Origin of the sequence: Acetobacterium wieringae (assembly GCF_023700225.1) — a bacterium.
GTDB classification, from domain to species: domain Bacteria; phylum Bacillota; class Clostridia; order Eubacteriales; family Eubacteriaceae; genus Acetobacterium; species Acetobacterium wieringae.
In genome coordinates, this window is sequence record NZ_CP097897.1 from 3,373,540 (window position 1) to 3,394,232 (window position 20,693).

18 protein-coding genes are annotated in these 20,693 nt (G+C 46.5%); 10 read left to right on the forward strand and 8 right to left on the reverse strand.

The window, feature by feature from the left end:
* Nucleotides 1–49: 49 nt before the first annotated feature.
* Nucleotides 50–1,186, reverse strand: a complete 1,137-nt coding sequence (locus tag CHL1_RS16570; protein WP_250934085.1) for a baeRF3 domain-containing protein — start codon at nt 1,184–1,186, stop codon at nt 50–52.
* Nucleotides 1,187–1,292: 106 nt separating this feature from the next.
* The gene (locus tag CHL1_RS16575; protein WP_250934086.1) at nt 1,293–2,090 is read right to left on the reverse strand and encodes a chemotaxis protein CheW; all 798 of its coding nucleotides are present in this window, start codon (nt 2,088–2,090) and stop codon (nt 1,293–1,295) included.
* 437 nt (nt 2,091–2,527) lie between these two features.
* Here CHL1_RS16575 and CHL1_RS16580 point away from each other — a divergent pair, with 437 nt between their 5' ends.
* From CHL1_RS16580 to CHL1_RS16625, 10 genes are all read left to right on the forward strand, one after another.
* A complete protein-coding gene (locus CHL1_RS16580; protein WP_250934087.1) occupies nt 2,528–3,922 on the forward strand; it encodes an aspartate ammonia-lyase in 1,395 nt (464 codons plus the stop codon).
* Nucleotides 3,923–3,951: 29 nt separating this feature from the next.
* The gene (hydF, locus tag CHL1_RS16585) at nt 3,952–5,202 is read left to right on the forward strand and encodes a [FeFe] hydrogenase H-cluster maturation GTPase HydF (RefSeq protein WP_207648647.1); all 1,251 of its coding nucleotides are present in this window, start codon (nt 3,952–3,954) and stop codon (nt 5,200–5,202) included.
* A gap of 404 nt (nt 5,203–5,606) precedes the next feature.
* Nucleotides 5,607–6,620 carry a FecCD family ABC transporter permease gene (locus tag CHL1_RS16590; RefSeq protein ID WP_250934088.1) on the forward strand — a complete coding sequence of 338 codons (1,014 nt, stop codon included), beginning with the start codon at nt 5,607–5,609 and terminating at the stop codon, nt 6,618–6,620.
* On the forward strand, nt 6,617–7,393 hold the full coding sequence (locus tag CHL1_RS16595) for an ABC transporter ATP-binding protein (protein ID WP_250934089.1): 777 nt from the start codon (nt 6,617–6,619) through the stop codon (nt 7,391–7,393). Before CHL1_RS16590 ends, CHL1_RS16595 begins: the two co-directional genes overlap by 4 nt.
* 113 nt (nt 7,394–7,506) lie before the next feature.
* Nucleotides 7,507–8,589: an ABC transporter substrate-binding protein gene (locus CHL1_RS16600; protein ID WP_250934090.1), complete on the forward strand. Its 1,083-nt coding sequence runs from the start codon at nt 7,507–7,509 to the stop codon at nt 8,587–8,589.
* 111 nt (nt 8,590–8,700) lie between these two features.
* A complete protein-coding gene (locus CHL1_RS16605) occupies nt 8,701–9,390 on the forward strand; it encodes a GTP-binding protein (protein WP_070370871.1) in 690 nt (229 codons plus the stop codon).
* Nucleotides 9,390–10,412: an ATP-binding cassette domain-containing protein gene (locus tag CHL1_RS16610; RefSeq protein WP_250936305.1), complete on the forward strand. Its 1,023-nt coding sequence runs from the start codon at nt 9,390–9,392 to the stop codon at nt 10,410–10,412. Before CHL1_RS16605 ends, CHL1_RS16610 begins: the two co-directional genes overlap by 1 nt.
* 12 nt (nt 10,413–10,424) lie before the next feature.
* Nucleotides 10,425–11,201 carry a DUF364 domain-containing protein gene (locus CHL1_RS16615; protein ID WP_070370870.1) on the forward strand — a complete coding sequence of 259 codons (777 nt, stop codon included), beginning with the start codon at nt 10,425–10,427 and terminating at the stop codon, nt 11,199–11,201.
* The gene (locus CHL1_RS16620) at nt 11,198–11,899 is read left to right on the forward strand and encodes a methyltransferase (RefSeq protein ID WP_250934091.1); all 702 of its coding nucleotides are present in this window, start codon (nt 11,198–11,200) and stop codon (nt 11,897–11,899) included. The genes CHL1_RS16615 and CHL1_RS16620 overlap by 4 nt, the downstream gene beginning before the upstream one ends.
* A complete protein-coding gene (locus tag CHL1_RS16625; protein ID WP_250934092.1) occupies nt 11,900–12,433 on the forward strand; it encodes a nucleoside-triphosphatase in 534 nt (177 codons plus the stop codon).
* Here CHL1_RS16625 and CHL1_RS16630 read toward each other — a convergent pair.
* The 6 genes from CHL1_RS16630 to fdhD all read right to left on the reverse strand — a co-directional run bounded on the left by CHL1_RS16630 (nt 12,420) and on the right by fdhD (nt 20,683).
* Entirely contained in the window at nt 12,420–15,509 is a 3,090-nt protein-coding gene (locus CHL1_RS16630) for an EAL domain-containing protein (protein WP_250934093.1), read from the reverse strand. The genes CHL1_RS16625 and CHL1_RS16630 overlap by 14 nt on opposite strands.
* A 284-nt stretch (nt 15,510–15,793) precedes the next feature.
* Nucleotides 15,794–16,105, reverse strand: a complete 312-nt coding sequence (locus CHL1_RS16635; RefSeq protein ID WP_250934094.1) for a rhodanese-like domain-containing protein — start codon at nt 16,103–16,105, stop codon at nt 15,794–15,796.
* Between the two features lie 121 nt (nt 16,106–16,226).
* Nucleotides 16,227–17,858, reverse strand: coding sequence for a D-alanyl-D-alanine carboxypeptidase family protein (locus CHL1_RS16640; protein ID WP_250934095.1), 1,632 nt, complete (start codon nt 17,856–17,858; stop codon nt 16,227–16,229).
* Nucleotides 17,859–17,990: 132 nt separating this feature from the next.
* The gene (locus CHL1_RS16645) at nt 17,991–18,923 is read right to left on the reverse strand and encodes a DMT family transporter (RefSeq protein WP_250934096.1); all 933 of its coding nucleotides are present in this window, start codon (nt 18,921–18,923) and stop codon (nt 17,991–17,993) included.
* Nucleotides 18,920–19,789 (reverse strand): AraC family ligand binding domain-containing protein, encoded by an 870-nt coding sequence (locus CHL1_RS16650; protein ID WP_250934097.1) that lies wholly within the window; start codon nt 19,787–19,789, stop codon nt 18,920–18,922. The genes CHL1_RS16645 and CHL1_RS16650 overlap by 4 nt, the downstream gene beginning before the upstream one ends.
* 87 nt (nt 19,790–19,876) lie before the next feature.
* Nucleotides 19,877–20,683 carry a formate dehydrogenase accessory sulfurtransferase FdhD gene (fdhD, locus tag CHL1_RS16655; RefSeq protein WP_250934098.1) on the reverse strand — a complete coding sequence of 269 codons (807 nt, stop codon included), beginning with the start codon at nt 20,681–20,683 and terminating at the stop codon, nt 19,877–19,879.
* Between the last annotated feature and the right edge of the window lie 10 nt (nt 20,684–20,693).

The window sequence follows — 20,693 nt, forward strand, 5'->3', positions numbered from 1 at the left end:
TAAATATTAGGAGTTAATCCTCAATTAATTTGTTGCTGTAATCAGATAGTCAGTACCGATACACTGCTGCCAGCTCCCTTTCGGTGGGCATTTCATCTTTACTCAGAATCAGCACCTCACCACCCCGGCTCAGCACCACCTCAGCCATATCATCATAGACATCGCCAACACGGGGATCGGCAATTTCACCCTGCATAACCGTGCCCAGCTGGGGATCAAAGCGGCCGGGATGAACCGTGTTTTCTTCCAGATAGAGGCTTGCGACCTTGCCTTCGACAATGGCCCGGCCAATCTGTATCACATCATCAGACCCCAAATCCTTGGCGTGGGCTTCAGAAAAAGCGGCCATCCGGTCTTTCAATTCTTTTTTAAATCGTTCCTGCATCACATCCTGAACCTTTACATACAGGCTTTTCTTGTCCAAAGAATCGCCATCAATTTTGATGCCCTCATCAATCAGGAAATTATTTTTTGACAGCTTTCTGAATTCACCCTGGTGTTCATCGGGACTAACCAAAATCAGGGGTATTTTTTGTTTTTTGGAATACTGTTCCAGCACAAAGGTATCGACATGCCGGAAGAACTTTTCCTGATCCACCTTGCGCTCATCCTTGGCCCCGCCATGACCGTGATACATGGACTGGTCGCCGCCAATGCTGGCCACAGACAGATGGGGGGCGGTTTTCTCCGTTCCCAGTACCCCTTCCATGGTGGCATCGCTGGCATCCACCGGAATTTCGGTAATACCGTAACGGTCGGCTTCAAACAAAACAAAATTATCCCGATTCAGTCCCAGCACATGATAATGGCCATTAGACTGAAAACTTCGCAGCAGGGGTTTTATATAAAAACTGTCTGACACAATCGCCAGGCTTTTGACATTCACCGGCAGCTTATAGACAATACATTCGTCTTCATCTCCCAGAATGGCCATACTTTCGGTGGCCCCTTCCCAGAACAAAGCATCTTCTTCCATTTCTTTAAACAGCGAAAACAGATCCTTAAATCCTTTGAATTCTTTCTCTTTCAAAGACGCTTGGGCTTCTTTAACGAGATTTTTAAAACGGATGGGATTTTCCAGACGATCCGGTTTCTTGATATGGGTATCCACATAAATGGAGATCACCGGCCTCTTTCCTTTTTCCATCATCGGATGGGGAAATTCTTTAACGATTTGATAGTTCATCCACAAATCCTCCTCTCTGGTTTATGGAGTATTTACCCGTTTTTTTTATAAAATCACATCGTTTCAGTTATCCTCTCAAAGAACTGTTGCCGAAATAGTAATTTTGCTATAAATTAAAAAAATAGTTTTCATCAATAATAAAGACCGGCGTTTGATCTTTTGATCGTTTTCCCAGACCAAGGCTCTCATGGGACTTATGGGTTACTGAATCAAGGGAATTTTCCCGATCTTCCAGAATCGGTTCAATGGCAATGACCCGATCCACCGTCAGACCTATTTCCAGATTTTGTTTTGGATCCTCCAACACGATCGCCAATTCCCGTTTGGATTCTGTAAAATCATTCACCAATGTATCAAACAGTTTGATCATTTGGATTAACTCGTTATTTTTTGCTTTTCTGATTACATCAAAAGCCTTTTCTCGCTCGCCCAGATCCACCAGTTGCCTGACTTCAACGCCCACTTTATGAATCCGCTTATGGGGCGCATCAAATTTTCGCAAAAGATATTCCAGCGTTTGGTCATTGGTTTCAAAATGATCATACCATCTTCCAAAGGCACAGGCGTGAGGATCGGTTGTTAGCTTGAACTCCCGGTTTTCCACAACTGAGTCTTCCAATTCTCTAATCCAATTGATATGATCCTGTTTTCGCTGTCCTAACAGTTCTGTCAATCCGTTAATTTCCTCTGCAACCGACTGAAACCCATAAAATTTTCGCGTATCAATAATCGGCACAATTTTCCCGCGCATGTTCACTGCACCCCGCATGTAGTCGGGCATACCCGGCATCTTTATTAAATTTTCAATTTTAAAAATGGATTTAATATATTGACTGGAAACACCATAAACACCCTGTTCCAGGTTAAACAATGCCCATGGGTATGCTGTTTCTAATTCACTCATTGCTGCCTCCCGATTTCTAGTAATTATTCTTTTTAATCAAATAATCATTATAAACTAATCATACTCTATGTTAATTAAACCGGTTTAATTAGTCAAGAAAAAAGTATGTTAAGTCAAATTTATTATTTGACTCCTCAATATTGATCCCACTTGATCGCGACAAATATCAATTCAGACTTTTTTACAAAATAATACCCTAACCCGACTTTGACAAAGCTGTCAAACAATGCTAAGATTGCCTTATTAAACTGAAAACGTTATAGTGTTGCTATTATCCTGACCGAAAAGATTTTTTCTGACCGGAAAGGTGCGAAATTGGCAAGTTTATTGATAATGCACGTGTTTGCTTTATTTTTTAAACATCCTGATACAATTGCGCTCTCTTTCCGCCTATTTTTCGGAAAGAGAGCTTTTTTGTATTTGAAAAGAGGGAAAACATGCGAATTGAACATGATTTATTAGGACCGTGTGAAGTACCGGCGGATGCCTATTTTGGTATCCATACGGTGCGGGCTAGGGAGAATTTTCATCTGACCGGCCAGCCGATTCACAAAGAGTTGGTGGCCGCTCTGGTGGTCATCAAGAAAGCGGCAGCGCTGACCAATCTAAGCATTGGCGCCCTGGCGCCTGACAAAGGCGAAGCCATCATCGCCGCCTGTGACGAGATTCTGGCGGGAGCCCTAAGTAACCAGTTTGTGGTGGATTGTCTGCAGGGCGGTGCCGGTACCTCGGCCAATATGAATGTCAACGAGGTGATTGCCAACCGGGCCATTGAACGCCTGGGTGGACAAAAAGGGGATTACCGCCTGATACATCCGCTGGATCACGTCAATCTTCACCAATCGACCAATGATGTCTTTCCGACTGCGGTGCGAATTGCTGCCATCCGGCTGTTAAAACCGGTGACCGAGTCCTTTGCCAACCTGCAGTCGGCCCTTCAGGAACAGGAAGAAGCCTTTTCCCGGATCATCAAAGCCGGGCGAACCCAGCTTCAGGATGCCGTACCAGTAACCCTGGGTCAGGAGTTTGGCGCCTGGGCCCAGGCCATTTCCCGGGATCGCTGGCGGCTTTACAAGGCTGAAGAACGGCTCCGGCAGGTGAATATCGGTGGTACTGCCGTGGGTACCGGCCTCAATGCCCCCCGGGCCTATATCTTTACGATGATTGAAAAACTTCGGGATCTGACCGGCATCAGCCTGTCCCGAACCGATTACATGATGGATCCGACCCAGAACTGCGATGTCTTTGTGGAAGTTTCAGGACTGTTAAAAACAGCCGCCGTCAATCTTTCAAAAATTGCCAATGATCTACGGCTGCTGTCCTCCGGACCCTACACCGGCCTTGGCGAAATCACCCTGCCGGGAGTTCAGGCCGGATCTTCAATTATGCCCGGTAAGGTCAATCCGGTCATCCCTGAAGCGGTCAATCAGGTTGCCTTTCAGATTATTGCCAATGACACCGCCATCACCCTGGCAGCCATGTCCGGACAGCTGGAGCTTAATGCTTTTTTACCGGTGATTGCCAAAAACCTGTTTGAGGAACTGGATCTGCTCCGTCATGCGCTGCCGCTGTTTAGCAAGCGCTGTATTGCCGGGATTACCGCCAACGAGCAGACCTGTCGGGAACATCTGGAAAACAGCACCGTCATGCTCACCGCTCTGACTGCCATCATCGGCTATGACAAGGGCACCGAAGCAGCCCTGATTTTAAAAGAAACCGGAAAGCCCATCCGGGATATCATTCTCGAAAAAAATTGGATGACCGTTTCGGAGCTCGATGCAGTATTAAAACCAGAACGGCTGACCTCACCCAGCATGGATAAAAAACACTGATCAAAATCTCTGATCGAAAGGAAAAAATTATGAATTTAAATAGTATGAATGAAACCCCGATGTCCAGCCGGATGGCGATTGGCCTTTTTGGCAAACGAAATGCCGGTAAATCCTCTTTGATTAATGCACTGACGGACCAGTCGGTGGCGGTTATTTCGGACGTGGCCGGAACCACCACCGATCCGGTTTATAAAACCATGGAGCTGTTGCCGATCGGCCCGGTGGTCTTTATTGACACCGCCGGTCTGGATGATACCGGCGAACTGGGACTGCTGCGGATTGAAAAAACCTATGAGGTCCTCCGGAAATGCCATTTTGCGATTGTCGTGGCAGATATTGAAACCGGCATCACTGACTTTGAAGAAGAATTCATTGATCAACTGATCAAGCGCAAAATCCCCAGCGTTTTTGTGCTCAACAAGGCCGACAAGGGCTGTCCTGCACCGGAAGAGATCGAAGCCTTGAAAAAATCCCTTAAAATCCCCTTATCCTTTACCAGTGTTTATAATGGCACCGGGATTAAAGCCGTTAAGCAAATGATCATCGACCATGCCAATTATGAAGATGTAGAACCGGCCCTGGTTGGCGATCTGATCGATTCCGGAGATATGGTGGTACTGGTGACCCCAATTGACAAATCGGCCCCCAAGGGTCGGTTGATTCTGCCCCAGCAGCAAACCATCCGGGACATCCTCGAAAAGGATGCGGTGGCGATGATCACCAAGGAGCATGAGCTCAAACACACCCTGGAAAGCCTGAACAAGCCGCCAGCCATTGTCATCACCGACTCCCAGGCCTTCCTGAAGGTCTCGGCCGATACCCCTGCCGATATTCCCCTGACCTCTTTTTCGATCCTGTTTGCCCGACAAAAAACCGATTTGGCCGAAATGGTTCGGGGGATTAAACGAATTGAACAACTGGCCCCCGGGGATAAGGTGCTGATTGTTGAGGGCTGTACCCATCACCGCCAGGCCGATGATATCGGCAAGGTTAAAATCCCCCGCTGGATCCGCCAGATTGCTGGCTGTGATATTGACTTCCATTGGGCCTCCGGGGCCCATTATCCCAAGGATATTGGCGAGTATGCGGTGATTGTCCATTGTGGCGGCTGTATGCTCAACCGTCGGGAAATGCAATACCGGGTTCACACCGCCCGACAAAAAGGGGTTTACATCACCAACTACGGGATGCTGATCGCCTACGTTCAGGGAATCTTAAGCCGGGCGCTGGAGCCTTTCCCGGCAGCCAAACTGGCCCTGGAAGAAAACAATCTAAATTAACACAATTTAAACCCTGATTAAGCATCAGGGTGTGAGGTTGTTGATAAACTGCCGTACCGACCAATTGTTAATCTGTTGTTCGCTGCGGAATCGGACAGGCGATGCCGTGTCCGCTCCGATGCGCACAACATGATGTAACAATTGTCGGTACTGGGTTATCTTTTTTAACAGTCTGAATAGATCCGTTTAGCGGGTCTATTTTTTTTGCATTTTTAACCGCTATCACCGATTTATTTGAATGCTCACATCAAATTGGATCAATGAAGGTTCGTTCTTTTGCACTTGAATATTTAGGAAAGTTCGTTTGACACGAAGCAAGGCTTTATTGTACAATATACAAAAACAATTTAAACATAACAAAAACTAACTAAACAAATTAAATCGAAGTTTATCAAGGAGACAGTATGAAACAGTTTAACCGTAATACTTTAATCATCCTCAGTCTGGGCATTATTCTGATTCTTACAATCATCGTTTCCTTCTGGATTGGTCGCTACCCGATTTATACCAATGAGCTGCTGGGCATTCTCTTTTCAAAGCTTATTCCCATCGAACCCTTTTGGACTGAAAAAATTGAAACCGTCTTATTCAATGTCCGCTTACCCCGAATCGCATTGGCCTGCCTGGTCGGTTGTTGTCTATCGGCTGCTGGTGCCGCTTACCAGGGCGTTTTTCAGAATCCCATGGCCGCCCCCGATATCCTGGGGGCCTCTGCTGGTGCCGCTTTTGGTGCTGCTCTGGCGATCCTCCATTACGGCAGCAGCTTTATGATCACGATCTCAGCCTTCGGATTCAGTCTGCTAACCGTTGCCCTGGTCTATCTAATCAGCAAAAAAGCCAAGGGCAAAAACATTTTAGCGCTCATTTTGTCCGGCATAATGATCAGTTCGCTGTTCTCGGCCGGTACCTCCTTTATCAAACTCATTGCCGATCCCAGCGATCAACTCCCTGCCATCACCTACTGGCTGATGGGTAGCTTAAACGGTGCCAAAATCAGTGAGGTGACCTTTGTCCTGATTCCCATGGCGCTGGGCCTGATCCCCTTATTATTATTAAGGTGGCGGATGAACGTCCTGACCATGGGTGACGATGAAGCCCGCACCATGGGAGTTAATTCAAACCAAATTCGTTTAATCGTCATTATCTGCGCCACCCTTGTTACTGCTGCCAGCGTGTCGGTCAGCGGCATGATTGGCTGGGTTGGCTTGGTCATTCCCCACTTAACCAGAAAACTGGTGGGGAATAACTTTAATCATCTGATGCCCGCCACGATGCTGTTCGGGGCTATCTTTCTCTTGCTTGTGGATGATGTATCCCGAAATCTGTTCACCACCGAGATCCCCCTGGGGATCTTAACCGCCTTTATTGGTGCCCCCTTTTTCATCTATCTAATTACCAGAACGGAGGAAATCTATTGAGTATTGAAGTCGCAAATCTCAGCTTCAGTTATGGCGCGCATCCGATTCTCAAGCACGTCAGTTTTGCCGCTCAGGAAAATCAGTTGTTGTCCATTCTGGGCGCCAACGGTGTCGGCAAAAGCACCCTTTTTCGCTGCATGCTGGGTTTACAAAAAGGGTATTCCGGCCAAATACTCCTTCATGGTAAAAACCTGAATGCCATGAGCATTATGGATATCGCCAAAGCTGTTGCCTATATCCCCCAATCCCACAATCCGTCCTTTAACTACAGTGTCTTCGACATGGTCTTGATGGGCACCACCCATCAGGTCTCGGTGATTTCAAAACCGGGGAAAAAACAGCTGCAACTGGTCGAACAGGCCCTGGAACGGCTGGGGATCAGTCATCTGAAAAAGCGGGGCTATACCCAAATAAGCGGCGGTGAACGCCAGCTGGTGTTGATGGCCCGGGCCCTGGTGCAAAAGGCAAAAATTCTGATTCTGGATGAACCGACCGCCAATTTGGATTATGGCAACCAGATCCGTGTTCTGACCCAGATAAAATCCCTGGCTCAAGAAGGTTACACGATCATCCAATCAACCCATAATCCGGATCAGACCTTTTTATTCTCCGACACGGTGATGGCCATGAAAGATGGTGAAATCGCCGCCTGGGGGCAACCCGGCGACATTTTTACCGAAGAGCTGATTCGCAATCTCTACGCTGCTGAGGTAACCATCAATAGCCTTTATGATGACCGGGTCAGAGTCTGTGTTCCCAAATGTGCCATCTGATTATCTGGTAATCCGCTCTTGGGTCAGCCTCTAGAATTGATAGACACTGACTTTAAACCATTGTCAATGGTTTTGATATAAAGAACATAAACGTCTAAAGAGGAGAAAATGAAATGAAGAAAAAACTTGTAGCCCTATTACTGGTAGTTTGTCTGGTGATGACGATGGCCACCGCCTGCGGCAGCAGCGGATCCGGCACGGCATCAGCAAATGCCACCACCAGCTTTACCGACTCTGCTGGCCGGGTGGTCGAGGTTCCGACCAAAATCACCCGGATTGTCCCTTCCGGGGCGCTGGCGCAGATCGCCCTTTTTGCTTTAGCTCCGGAAATGTTTGTCGGTCTTTCCAGTAAATGGGATGCCACTGCTCAAGAATACATCGACACCCAATACCTGGATCTGCCCGTTTTAGGCCAATTTTATGGCCAAGGTGATTTAAATCTTGAAGAAATTGCCAAGGTCGACCCCCAGATTATCATTGATATTGGCGAATCCAAATCCACCATCGTCGAGGATATGGATGGCATTCAGGAACAGGTCGGCATTCCCACCGTTCACATCGAAGCAACCATCGATACCATGGCCGAGGCTTATCGAACATTAGGGAAACTGCTTGGTAAAGAAAAAGAAGCCGAAGTTCTGGCAAAATACTGTGAAACGGTCAATGCCGATACCCAAAAGATTATTGACAAAGTTGGCGAAAGCGGCAAAGCAAAACTGGTTTACTGTACCGGCGAAGATGGCCTGAGTGTGCTGGCCAAGGGTTCTTTCCATGCTGAAGTAATTGATTCCCTCAGCAATAATGTGGCGGTTGTCAGTGATATTTCCAGCAAAGGCACCGGCAACCCGGTGGATATGGAGCAGCTGATGCTGTGGGATCCGGATGTCATTATTTTTGCCCCCGGCAGTGCTTACAGCGCCGTGGCAACCAGCGAAGCCTGGCAGAATCTTAAGGCCATTAAAAACGGCACTTATTATGAAGTCCCCAATGGCCCCTATAACTGGATGGGCAGCCCGCCATCCGTTAACCGTTTGATGGGGATGATCTGGATGACTCAGTTATTATATCCCGATCAGGCTCAATATGATGGCTATAAAAAAGCCGCTGAATATTACAAATTGTTCTACCACACCGATTTAACCCAGGATCAGTACACTAAACTGGTTGCTAATTCACTGGGTAAAACAGCCAAATAATTCCACCACTGATACGGCAAAGCAGCCACCCCGCTGCTTTGCCGTTTTAAAAAATTAAGGGTCTGTGACCCCTTACACGTCATGATAAGCAAAGATAAAGAAGGTAACGAAATGAAATTAATCACCATCGCCGGACCACCCTCCTCCGGCAAGACTGCTGTTATTTTAAAATTGATTGAAGCCTTTAAGATGCCCCAGGGCAGCATTGGCGTGGTCAAATTTGATTGTCTCACCTCCTTCGACAATTTAAGCTATGAGGCCGCCCAGGTTCCCGTTCAAATGGGTTTTTCCGGGAAAACATGTCCCGATCACTATTTTGTCAGCAATATTGAAGACGCTGTTCAATGGGGGATTGAGTCCGGCTTTAAACTGTTGATTACTGAAAGTGCCGGTCTCTGCAACCGCTGCTCCCCTTATATCAACAGCATTGCTTCGATCTGCGTCATTGATAATTTATCCGGGGTCAATACGCCCCGCAAAATCGGTCCGATGTTAAAATTCGCCGACATTGTCGTTGTCACCAAGGGAGACATTGTTTCTCAGGCCGAGCGTGAAGTCTTTGCCTTTAACATCAAACAGGTCAATTTAACCGCCCGGATTATTTTTATCAATGGCATCACCGGCCAGGGGACTTTTATGCTGGCTAAACACCTGAAAAATGCCCTGGAGATTGACACCATCCGGGACATGCGGCTGCGCTTTACCACCCCGGCGGCGGTTTGTTCCTATTGCACCGGCGAAACCCGAATTGGGGAGCCCCACCAGCGGGGCATGCTAAAAAAAATGGAGTTTAAAAAATGATGACTGTTTCCGATTTTATGACTCTTCTGAATAACGACTATCTGGCCCTTGTGATTGAACGCTATCCGATCACCCTGGATTTTCTAGCCAACTATCGGTTAAGCGATCTTGCCACCGATGGGCTGCTACTTGATGCCCTGGCGAACGTTGAAGACGAAATTCTGGAGGAATTTGGTCTGGAACCTTATGATCTGCTGCTGAACCTGGCCGTCTTTCTAAAAACATTTTCCGAAACCCGATCCGCCATTGGTGGGGTCACCTCAATTACCATTAATGGCGGCATCAATAAATTAAAGCAGCCGGAAAATATCAGTCTGACCATTTCTGCCGGGGAAGTCATCAGTATTGTCGGTCCCACCGGATCAGGAAAAAGCCGATTACTCAATGACATCGAATGTCTGGCCCAACGGGACACCCCTACCCAGCGTCAGATAATGATTAATAATCATCCGCTGGATGATACCCAACGTTTTGAAATGGATGGCAAACTGGTGGCCCAGCTTTCCCAGAACATGAATTTTGTGATGGATCTGACGGTTCGGGAATTTCTAGAAATGCACGCTAAATGCCGGTTATCTCCCAATGTAAATGAAGTGGTGGAAACGTGTTTTTTATGTGCCAATGATCTGGCCGGGGAGACGTTTTCTGATGATACCAAGGTCACCCAGCTCAGCGGCGGACAGTCCCGGGCCCTGATGATTGCCGACACCGCCTACATGAGCGATTCCCCCATTGTTTTAATCGATGAGATTGAAAACGCCGGAATCGATCGCCGGAAGGCCATTATGCTGCTGGCCAAGCGTGAAAAAATCATCTTCGTATCAACCCATGATCCGCTACTGGCACTCAATGCTGACAAACGAATTATTATCAAAAACGGTGGTATTGACCGAATTATTGAAACCTCGACGGAAGAACGGCAAAGCCTGGCGCTGATCGAAAAACTGGATAATCAGCTACTCAAACTGCGAAATCATTTGCGTAGTGGTGATTTGATCACCAAAGAATTAATAAATCTGTAAGGAGAATCGCTTATGTGGGAATTATACGATGCCCTGATTGATGGCATCCCAGAAAATTATGGAGTTGATGAGTTGATCTGCGGAAAAAAACGGGCCTATGTCCGCAGCGGTAACGGTGTCGGAATCGCATCACCCCGGCTTTGCGAAACCCGGCTGCCGATGTTGACAAAAAACATGCTGGGCCTGCCCTTACGGGAGGTTGCCAGCTGTGCAAAATCCTGGAATTTTGTTGAGGCAGCCGTGGGCATTGCGGCTATCAATGCCTATTACAACAACCCCCAAATTGCCCGAGCCAATGGCATTGAATTTTCAGACAAGCCGCGGGTGGAGGATCGTAACTTTGATCCTTTCATTATGTGCCAAAACGATATTAAGGATAAAAAAGTCGCAGTGGTCGGCCATTTCCCCTACATTGAAAAGCTGATGGCACCGGTTTGTGATTTTTCGATTATCGAATGGAACCCGGAGTCTGGTGATTACCCCATCTCGGCCAGTGAATATATCCTACCGGACTGCGACTATGTCTATATTACTTGTGCAGCCCTGCTTGATAAGACCCTACCGCGCTTTCTGGAGCTGTCAAAAAATGCCCGACGCATTACCATTGTTGGGCCCGGAACGCCCCTGGCTCCAGCATTATTTAACTTTGGCGTCGGTGAGCTATCCGGATTTATGGTCAAAGACAATTTGCGGGCCGCCCGGATTGCCGCCGGGGCTGAAAATGTCAAGATTTCTGTCACTGGTCAAAAGGTGGCTTTTAAAAGAGAAGCGAAGGTGAAGACGCAATGAATTTCAGCTGGGATCCGACAACAATTAAATGGTATCAGGACGCCAATGCATACTCGCAATTTTTTAAAAACATTGCCGATTTTATTGCCCCCAGTTTAAACGGCTATACCACTTTATGCGACATTGGTTGTGGACTGGGCCTGATCGATCTGGAATTAAGCAAACATATCGACCATATCACCTGCATTGATATTAATGAATTTGCCCTCAATTCTCTAAAGACAACCATTGCCAAACAAAGAATTACCAATATTGAGCCCCGCCTGCTAAATTGTGATGACATACAAAATACGTGGGATGTCATCTATACCAGCTTTTTTGGCAGTCGTGAACCCGAAAAATTCCTACCCTACTGTCGCAAGCAAATTTCTGTCGTAAATCAAAAGAGCGCCAACCATTCATCAATAGAAAAATATAAATCCTTTCACAAAAACACCTGTGACCTGGTTGCTGCTGCCTTAGATAAGAAAAGAATCCCCTATTCCGTTACTGAAATCACGTTTGAATTTGGCCAGCCACTTGCTTCCTTTGAAGAAGGAAAACACTTTGTCCGCAAAAACTATCCCAAAGTCACTGAAGCAGATCTGCACCGTTTTCTATCGCAAAATCTGGTTGAAACCAATCAGACTGACTACCCCTTCTACCTTCCCAAAAAGAAATCATTGGGGATTTTTGAAATCGAAGGGAGGTGTCAATAAATGCATATCTTTTTAACCGGCCCGATCCAAGTCGGAAAAAGCACCATTATCCGCCGAACCCTGGGGCAGTTAAATCAGACCTACGGTGGTTTTAAAACTTATTTTGGTCCGGATCGACGTTTTCAAGATCGGTTACTGTATCTAAATGGCGCTGCTGAACCCAAATTTTTCAGCACCGATCACGGTATTGCTATTTTTAAGAAGGATTGTTTACCACAAGTTGATGACGCTCGATTCAATACCGATGGTGTTGCCCTGATCCAGAGAGCCAAAGCCAATGCTGCCATGATTATCATGGATGAGTGCGGAAATCTTGAACGCAATGCCCTTACCTTTCAGCGTGAAATTATAAATACCCTGGATTGCGACAAGCCTGTTTTAGGGGTGATAAAATGCGATAGCAACGGTTGGACGGATACGATTCGAAACCATAAAAAGGTAACACTAATCACCGTTACCTACGAAAATCGTAATGATCTCCCCGCTTACCTTGTCAATTATTACCTCCAAAGGGGCAGTTTCAAAGGCCTCTGATGTTTATTTGCTGTCGTAGCACCTCCTCGATTTCCACTGCCTGCATTGGCTTATGGTAGTAAAAGCCCTGAACCGTATCACAGCGGTTTTCTTTTAGAAAATTGACCTGTTCGATGGTTTCCGCACCTTCAGCAATGACAGCAATGCCTAAATTTTTAGCCAGCTGGATGATCGTATTAACAATGGCCTGATCTTTTTCATCGCCAACAATCCCATCAATAAACTGCTTATCTATTTTTAACTGATCAATGGGCAACAGTTTCAGACGGCTCAGCGAAGAATATTCAGTGCCAAAGTCATCGATTGAGATGTAGACCCCTATTTTTTTTAGTCGGTTCAATACCCTAATCACATAGTTGGCTCTGTTGATGGCAATACTCTCAGTCAATTCCAGTTCCAGATATTTGGGTTTCAGCTCTGTTTCTTTGAGTAATTTTTGAATTTGATTGATTAACAGCGGATTGCGAAATTGGGTGGCCGAGACATTTACAGCAATTCGAACATGAGCTAGCCCCATGTCCTGCCAACTTTTATTTTGAAGACAGGCTGTTTTTAATACCCATTCCCCAATAGGATTGATGAGCCCGGTTTGTTCCGCCAGGGGAATAATCACCTTCGGCGGAATCAACCCCAGCTCCGGATGCTGCCATCTCAACAACGCCTCAACGGCAACAATTTTACCGGTTTCCAGAGAAATCTGGGGTTGATAATAAACCCGCAACTCATTATTGTCCAAGGCATGATACAAATGACTGATGAGTTTATTCTTAAATTCTACCTCCTCATATATGGTGTTTGAACACAGTACGTAATTATTTTTGCCCTTATCCTTTGCCTTATACATGGCAATGTCAGCATTCTTAATCAGTTCCTCGGCGGTTTCCCCATCCTTGGGAAAAATAGCAATACCGGCATTAGCCGCAATATAAAATTCCTGGCCGTTGACTATAAAGGCATACTTGAATAAACCAATGATTCGGTTAGCTACCTTTAGCACCTCTTTTTCCCGGGCGATGTTATTGAGCATAATGACAAATTCATCCCCTTCAAAGCGGCAAACTGTATCGGTTTTTTTGATCGTTTGGGCCAGTTTCTGGCTGACCTGGATCAGCAATTTGTCCCCTCCTTCATGCCCCATCATATCGTTAACGGTTCTGAAGCTGTCAATATCCAGATAGATGAACCCGATCATCTTTTCGGCTGTCCGGGATACCTCGATTTGTTTTGCGATGCGTTCACCTAACAACAATCGATTTGGTAATCCGGTCAGTTGGTCATAGTAGGCCCGATACCGGATTTCCCGTTCGGACTGAATCTTCGACATCGCATCTGCCAGCAGATTGGCGATGATTTCCAACATATCCGCATAACGATCATCAATGACTGCAACTTCTCGGGACAAACAAAATACTAAAAATCCCCGAACATCGCCCCCCCGGCAGGAAATGGGAATGGCCATGGTTACATTGCTGTTGCCGCATATTTTTTGTTCTTCCTGTTTTTCCCCTGATTGATTCGCTTGCTCAAAACAATGCACCACCTGATTGGCAAGTATCCGCTTAATCCAGGCCGGAGCATTTGCCACCGGGATCTCCTGATGACAATGCTTTTGCGGTTTTAGCCCGTCTCGGCACCATTCATCGGTACAACTGAAATTTGTTTTATCCAGACTGAAAAAGCACAGACAGGCCCGATCCATATCAAAAGCTTCGCCGCTTTTTTCCAGCCATTTATTGGTGATGGTTTCAAAATTCTCACTACTGACCGTCAGGAACTCTGCGGAAATTTGCGCAATCATTTTCTGAATCTTAATTTGCTCGGTATTTTCTTTTAGTCGCTGAACATACAAAGAGTTGACAAAAAAGGCCACCCAGATACCGATACCAAACAATCCAATTCTGACCACATGCTCGTTGCTGTCAATCACCACAATCGCCTGCGGCATAATGATAAAGACCAGAATCTGGGTCAAAAAAATCGACACCGTGATTCCCACGATAGCAATCCGGTTATTAAATACAAGGGCCATAATAATTAAAATAAAGGGAAAAGCCCATACTGTCAGACTGGCTGAGCTGATAAACCGAAGGGTAATCAACGGAATGGCAGCTACCAGTATCACCATGATGATCTTATTCTGATGCTTTCTTAAACGATTGCTCCGCTGGGTAATCTGAATCACCAGCCCAACCAGTAATAGCAGGCTGCTAAAGCGGAAAATGGCAGTGAGCTCATCAGAGCTGGCCATAAAATACTGGGAAATAATATTCAGCAGACTTCCGGCAATAAAGACCACCGTCAGATAGTTATAGATCTGTTCACGGGTGCGGTTGTTTAAGATCATTTCATAGGTACTGAGGGGTTTCATCTTCACCAGGCCGTATTTTTTGATTGAAAAAAAGATACTCAACGTCACGATATACATAATGTTTGGCAGTATTTGGAGGATTGACATCAGTGAAAACAATTGACTGATGACTTTAAAAACAACTGCTACTGCCAGAGAAACTGAAAAGCACAGCAAAATATAGCGGCCCTGTTTTTTATATTGTGGATTTTTTGTATTTCTGATCCAATCAATCAATAACACCAGCCCCAACAAAATGCCACCAAAATAGTATAAATTATACAGCCGATCCCAGCCGTTATTCCCTGGGGTATTGATCCAGCCAAAGGGCGTGTTCGTTAAATTATATTGAATAATTGCTAAGTCCCGTGACAGGGAGAACACATAAATTAAAACTGCTGCCGGTATGTAGATCAAAAAATAAAGCCACCACTGTTTTAACAGCTTGTTACGCTGGGTTAGTACCAGAAAAAAATGAAACAGCAGCCCCGGAAAGGTCGCCCACCCCAAGGCCGATACCCGGCGCCAGAATAAACAGCTTTCCAAATCCGGTGCCGATATCGCCAGAGCAAATGCGAAAGCCCAAACGCTTAGGAATGTACACAACACAAAAAAAAGACGGTTGCTTTTCTCTTTTGAATTAGTCAAAACAATATTGCTGCCAAAAAAAACATAGCTGCCGCCAATCACAAAAAATATAAATGAAACCAGATACGGTATTATCTCCACAATTGCTCCTTTCCCATGATATGTATTTGATCACAAGAACAAACCATCATTGTTTTTATGCTTTATACCCACAAATATTCAATTTCTACATAATTTGTTGCTATTTCATGATTAAAACCGCTTGTGGATGCTTTTGGGTACACAAAGCAACTCACTCCCCACGAGTATTTGAGGCTCCCAAAGAATGTCAAACAAATTCAAGCACCCCATTCTGAAAAAGAATTGGGGTGCTTGAACTTGTTAGTCATTCTGTTGGCAGTCATTATTTTCAATCGCATTCTCTGCTACTTCACCACTTCATAGGGCCAATCCACAATCCCTCCAAAATCATAGATATTGCTATAGCCGAGATCTACCAGTTTTTTTGCCGCCTCGGCACTCCGGCGACCGGTGCGACAATAAACAAGAATGGTCTGATTCGAATCGGCTAAAACAGTGGGAGCCTTAGCGCTGATCTCGGTGTCCGGAATCAGTACGGCATTCTCAATATGACCTTCGTTATATTCCTCCTGAGTCCGGACATCCAGGATGACCAGGTTTTCACCCTCATCGATCATGACTTTGGCCTCTTCGGCCGTAATTTTGTTAACTGACACTATCTTCTCCTTTGTTTGTTGCTGACTTGAACATCCCGCCACCAAAATGACCACAATCAGCATCAGTATTCCTAACTTTTTCATCGCTTTGCCTTTCATAAAAACCAAATCATCTGCTCAGTTAGTAAATTCCATAAAATTCTTCCATCGTTTTACCGCTGTTGTAAATGGCCGTGGCAACCGGAACCCCCAGGTACCGCAGATGCCAGGGTTCATAGGCATAGCCGGTGATATTGGTTTTGCCCTGGGGATAGCGGACAATAAAGCCATACTCATGGGCATGATCCCGGATAAACTGACCCTCCGCCGTGGCTCCAAAGCTTTCCACCAGATCAAAATCAACGGTGGCGGAGGTGACATCCATGGCCAAGCCCAGTTGATGCTCACTCATTCCCGGCCGGGCACTGACCAGCTCCGCCCCGGCGACTCCATACATCTCGACATTCCATTGATACAATGCCGCCTGAGTCGCATAAGAGCGATACCCGGAATTGCAGTAGAGGGTCAGGCCCTGAGCACTGGCACCATTAAATAACTGGATCAGCTGCTCGGCGGCATCAGCCCGCAGTTGGGTGTCCCGGGTGGAAGGCAGATTAACCCAGACCAGATCATCCGGTACATAATCCGCTGGGATATGATGGTTTTTATTGACCAGCTGGGCCAGTGAGCCCAATTCGTTGGCGGTATTGTCAGGTATCGGCAAGCCTTTTAGTTGAACAATTATTTTAATGCCCTCCAGGCGCAGCCCCAACCCTTCAGTCCCGGCACTTTCACCATTCATCACCCAGGGCATCCAGCCAAAGCCTTCCACATAGGCTTCATAATACACGTCGAACAGATTGGCATTGGCTCCCGTCAATCGAATCTTTATTCCTTCCAGTCGCAACCCCTGGTTTGCGGTGCCGCTCAATTCACCGTCCTCTTTCCAACCCTGCCAACCAAGATTCTGGACATGGGTCTGGTATTCAAAACCAACATTGCTTTCCAGGTTTTCATTTATTATTTCGATGGCTTCCAGACGCAGATTCTGTCCTGTGGTACCACTCATTTCGCCATTTTTCTGCCAACCCTGCCAGCCAATATTCTGGATATGCGTTCGATAGGTCGATTGGGTGTTGGTGGTGACAAAGGGACGATCCGTTGCCCCCGGTGCCGGATCACCCTTGGGTACCACCATGATTCTGATCCCCTCCAGCCTTAAACCAAACCCTTCGGTTCCGGCGCTGGCATCATTCTTAGCCCAATCCAGCCAGCCAAAATTCTGGGCATGAACCTGATAGTACACGTCATAATTCTCAGCGCCAGCCCCGATCAGTCGGATTTTGATGGCTTCCAGCCGGAGTGACTGGCCCGAGGTACCGCTCATCGCACCGTTTTTTGCATAATTCTGCCAACCGATATTCTGGACATGGGTGGTATACTCAATGCCCACATCACCGCTGACATTCTCCAGGTTGACTTCAATACCCTCCAACCGCAGCCCCTGGCCTTCCGTGCCACTCATGGCTCCATTGCTGACAAAATCCTGCCAACCCACATTTTGTACATGGGTACGATAGGAACAGCCCATCATCGCATTCACCGCACGCTCCGAGGTCACGACCCGCTCCACCGAATCGGCTGTGACAGCGTTTTCAGTTTGTGTCGAATTATCTTCGGCGCTAACCCTGCTGATATGCGGCGTCATCGCCAACAATAAAACCAGACCGAATAAACCAATCAGTGTGATCCTCATTGCCCTTAATCTTAACATTTCATTCAACCCTTCCTTTTATAGTATTATCTTAAAAAATTAATTCCCATGATTTATTTTATCATAAATCATGGGAATGGTCAGATAATTTGTTGGCATTCGCTGTAAAATCATGTCTGCTCGTATTTCCTGTTAGCTGATTTTTTCAGTTTTTTCGGTCATCCTATTTTTTCCCGGAGCGCTCTGCTTTTCAGAAATGATCAACCCCAGGAGGGTCAGCCCAATTCCCAGTACCGCCAGCCCGGTTAATCTTTCCTTAAGAATCAACACCGATGTTGCCACGGTGATGACCGGCACCAGATAAATATAAACCGTGGTTTTGGTGGCTCCCAATCGCTTGACTGCCAGACTCCAGGTGACAAAGCAGAGCGCCGAGGCCAGCAGTCCCAAAAACAGCAGATTAAAGAAATAAACCGGCTGAGTCAATGGTTTAAGACTCCAATTGACATCAAAAAAGGGCAGGGCCGGCAGCATAAAGAGGAGCCCGTAAAAAAAGATCCGCCTTGTGGTTTGAATGCTGTGATACCCCAGGCCACTAATTTTACGGGTCAGCACCGAATAAACTGCCCATACTCCGGCTGCCAGCAGCGCCAGTAAGTCACCAATGGGGTTGAGTTGCAGCACCATGATCCCAATCCCATTAAAGCTGATCAGAAAAATTCCGATAATGGCAGCCAGAAAACCGATGAAAAAATTCAGGCTCAGTTTTTCGCCATCCAGAAAGAAATGGGCCAGGATGGCGGTGAAAAAGGGGGCAATCGAAATAATCACCCCAACGTTTGAGGCATAGGTATAGGTAAGGGCAATATTCTCCAGTAAAAAATAGAGGGTAACCCCACATAAACCGGCAGCCATCATCAGCCTTTCCTCGGCCCAGCTGCGTAGGCCCATGCGCCGGGGATAGACCAGGGTCAGGGCAAGATAACCGATGACGAAGCGAAAAACCAGAATCTCGATCGGGCTAAAAACATCCAGTAAAATTTTTGTCGAAACAAAGGTAATGCCCCAGATAAAAATCGTAAACGCCGCCGCCAGATGGCCGGTCAGCCGATACTCGCCGCTCAATTTTTGCTCCCTTCATCCCTGCTCCGGAATCCCTGGGGTTGCGGATCATTCGAAATAAATATTTTCTGGTATTGTTTTGGCGTAATCCCGATGAATTGCTTGAAAAAATTAGTGAAGTGACTCTGATCCGAAAATCCGGTCTGATAAGCTGTTTCAAGCGGCTCCAGCCCTTTTTCCAGCAACTGCTTGGCCTGGTTGATGCGCACAGTCTCCAGATAACGGTAGGGGGTGATCCCCTTTGTTCTGGTAAAGGCCCGGACCAGATAATACTTGCCGCATCCGGTTAAAGCACATAAGTCTGCCAGTGTGATCCGCTCCTGATAATGTGCTTCCAGGTAGGCGCAGATCATTTCAATGTTGCCATCACTTTCCGGCTGATCACCATCGGCTTCCCGGATTCCATATTCTTCGACCAGCTGCTCGATCAAAAACAGAAAGGCTTCTTCTTTGTTAAATTCGCCTGCTTCCTGCATGACCATCTGATGCAGTTCCTGAAGGGCCTTGACCTGCTCGCACTGGGCTACTACCGGCTGTTTAAAAATCAGCCTGTCCGGCTTCCCGGTGATTTCGTAAACCACCTCCCTCATTATTTCCGGCTTGATGTTGAGGCATCGGTAATCCAATGGTTTTTCATCAATTTGTTCGCAAAAATGATTATCATAGGGGTTAAAAAGCAGCAAGTCCCCCGGTTCCACCCGGTACTCCCTGTTCTTACAGGACAGTTTTCGCTGTCCGCTTTCAATAAAACCAATCACATAATGCTCATGAAAGTGATTGGGAAATTTTTGAATAATGCCTCTTAACCGCAAGGCTTCGATTTTCAGTTCGCCATCATAACGGACGATCCGTTCTTCATGGTGTTTCATTTAACTACCTCCGCTTCCATCCCAGTGTAGCATTAATCTTCTTTTATCTCTTGGATGATATTGCAGTTCCGAAAAAAAAACAGGAAATTACTTTCCTGCATAAAGATTCATTCGTTTGCCTCTGACAAAGCCAATCAGGGTGAGATTAAACTGACGGGCCAGTAAAACCGCTTCGTCAGTAGGAGCTGAATGGGAGGCAATTACCGGGATACGGCTTCTGATCGCTTTGATAACCATATCCGAGGGAATCCGGCCGGTGGTAAACAGGATCGCCTCAGCGATATTCTTTTCTTCCATCATGGCCTGACCAATGGTTTTATCCACTGCATTGTGGCGGCCGATATCTTCGCAGATAAACGCCAGTTCGCCACTAATGCTCATGGCACAACAATGGGTTCCGCCGGTTTCGGCAAACAGCCCGGTATTCCGGTTGCAGGCATTGGCCAGCATCAACACTGTTTCGTGGGACCAGTCATGAACCGGTAAGGGCATCAGGCTTTTGGCGTAAGCAGCCTGGCGAATTTTCCGGTTATTGCCACAGGAAATCGAGTTGCTGCCGGTATCATGATCAATTTCCGGCAATGCCAGTGGTTTATGCAGCTGGACCTTGACCCGCTCCCCACTTTCACAGACATAAATAAATTCAATTTCATCGGGATTTTTGATATAGCCCTCGCTTAGCAGAAATCCCAGCACCAGGGCATCCAATTTTTCTGGGGTACAAACCAGTTTAAAGGCCAGTTGATCATTAATATAGGCATTCAGATGATGTTCGACAATCACCATATCGGTTATTTTCTCTTCCGTCAAGGGATAGTCTCCTGACTGCCGGATGCGTTCGATTGCAAAACTTTCTTTTAAACTTAAGTTGTGGCTTTCATTGATTATCTTCATTGCGCTTTTT

Excerpts from the sequence above, each read along its gene's own strand:
- CHL1_RS16570 (WP_250934085.1), bottom strand. The coding sequence starts at position 1,186 with ATGAACTATCAAATCGTTAAAGAATTTCCCCATCCGATGATGGAAAAA.
- CHL1_RS16575 (WP_250934086.1), bottom strand. The coding sequence starts at position 2,090 with ATGAGTGAATTAGAAACAGCATACCCATGGGCATTGTTTAACCTGGAA.
- CHL1_RS16580 (WP_250934087.1), top strand. The coding sequence starts at position 2,528 with ATGCGAATTGAACATGATTTATTAGGACCGTGTGAAGTACCGGCGGAT.
- hydF (WP_207648647.1), top strand. The coding sequence starts at position 3,952 with ATGAATTTAAATAGTATGAATGAAACCCCGATGTCCAGCCGGATGGCG.
- CHL1_RS16590 (WP_250934088.1), top strand. The coding sequence starts at position 5,607 with ATGAAACAGTTTAACCGTAATACTTTAATCATCCTCAGTCTGGGCATT.
- CHL1_RS16600 (WP_250934090.1), top strand. The coding sequence starts at position 7,507 with ATGAAGAAAAAACTTGTAGCCCTATTACTGGTAGTTTGTCTGGTGATG.
- CHL1_RS16605 (WP_070370871.1), top strand. The coding sequence starts at position 8,701 with ATGAAATTAATCACCATCGCCGGACCACCCTCCTCCGGCAAGACTGCT.
- CHL1_RS16610 (WP_250936305.1), top strand. The coding sequence starts at position 9,390 with ATGACTGTTTCCGATTTTATGACTCTTCTGAATAACGACTATCTGGCC.
- CHL1_RS16615 (WP_070370870.1), top strand. The coding sequence starts at position 10,425 with ATGTGGGAATTATACGATGCCCTGATTGATGGCATCCCAGAAAATTAT.
- CHL1_RS16620 (WP_250934091.1), top strand. The coding sequence starts at position 11,198 with ATGAATTTCAGCTGGGATCCGACAACAATTAAATGGTATCAGGACGCC.
- CHL1_RS16625 (WP_250934092.1), top strand. The coding sequence starts at position 11,900 with ATGCATATCTTTTTAACCGGCCCGATCCAAGTCGGAAAAAGCACCATT.
- CHL1_RS16640 (WP_250934095.1), bottom strand. The coding sequence starts at position 17,858 with ATGTTAAGATTAAGGGCAATGAGGATCACACTGATTGGTTTATTCGGT.
- CHL1_RS16650 (WP_250934097.1), bottom strand. The coding sequence starts at position 19,789 with ATGAAACACCATGAAGAACGGATCGTCCGTTATGATGGCGAACTGAAA.
- fdhD (WP_250934098.1), bottom strand. The coding sequence starts at position 20,683 with ATGAAGATAATCAATGAAAGCCACAACTTAAGTTTAAAAGAAAGTTTT.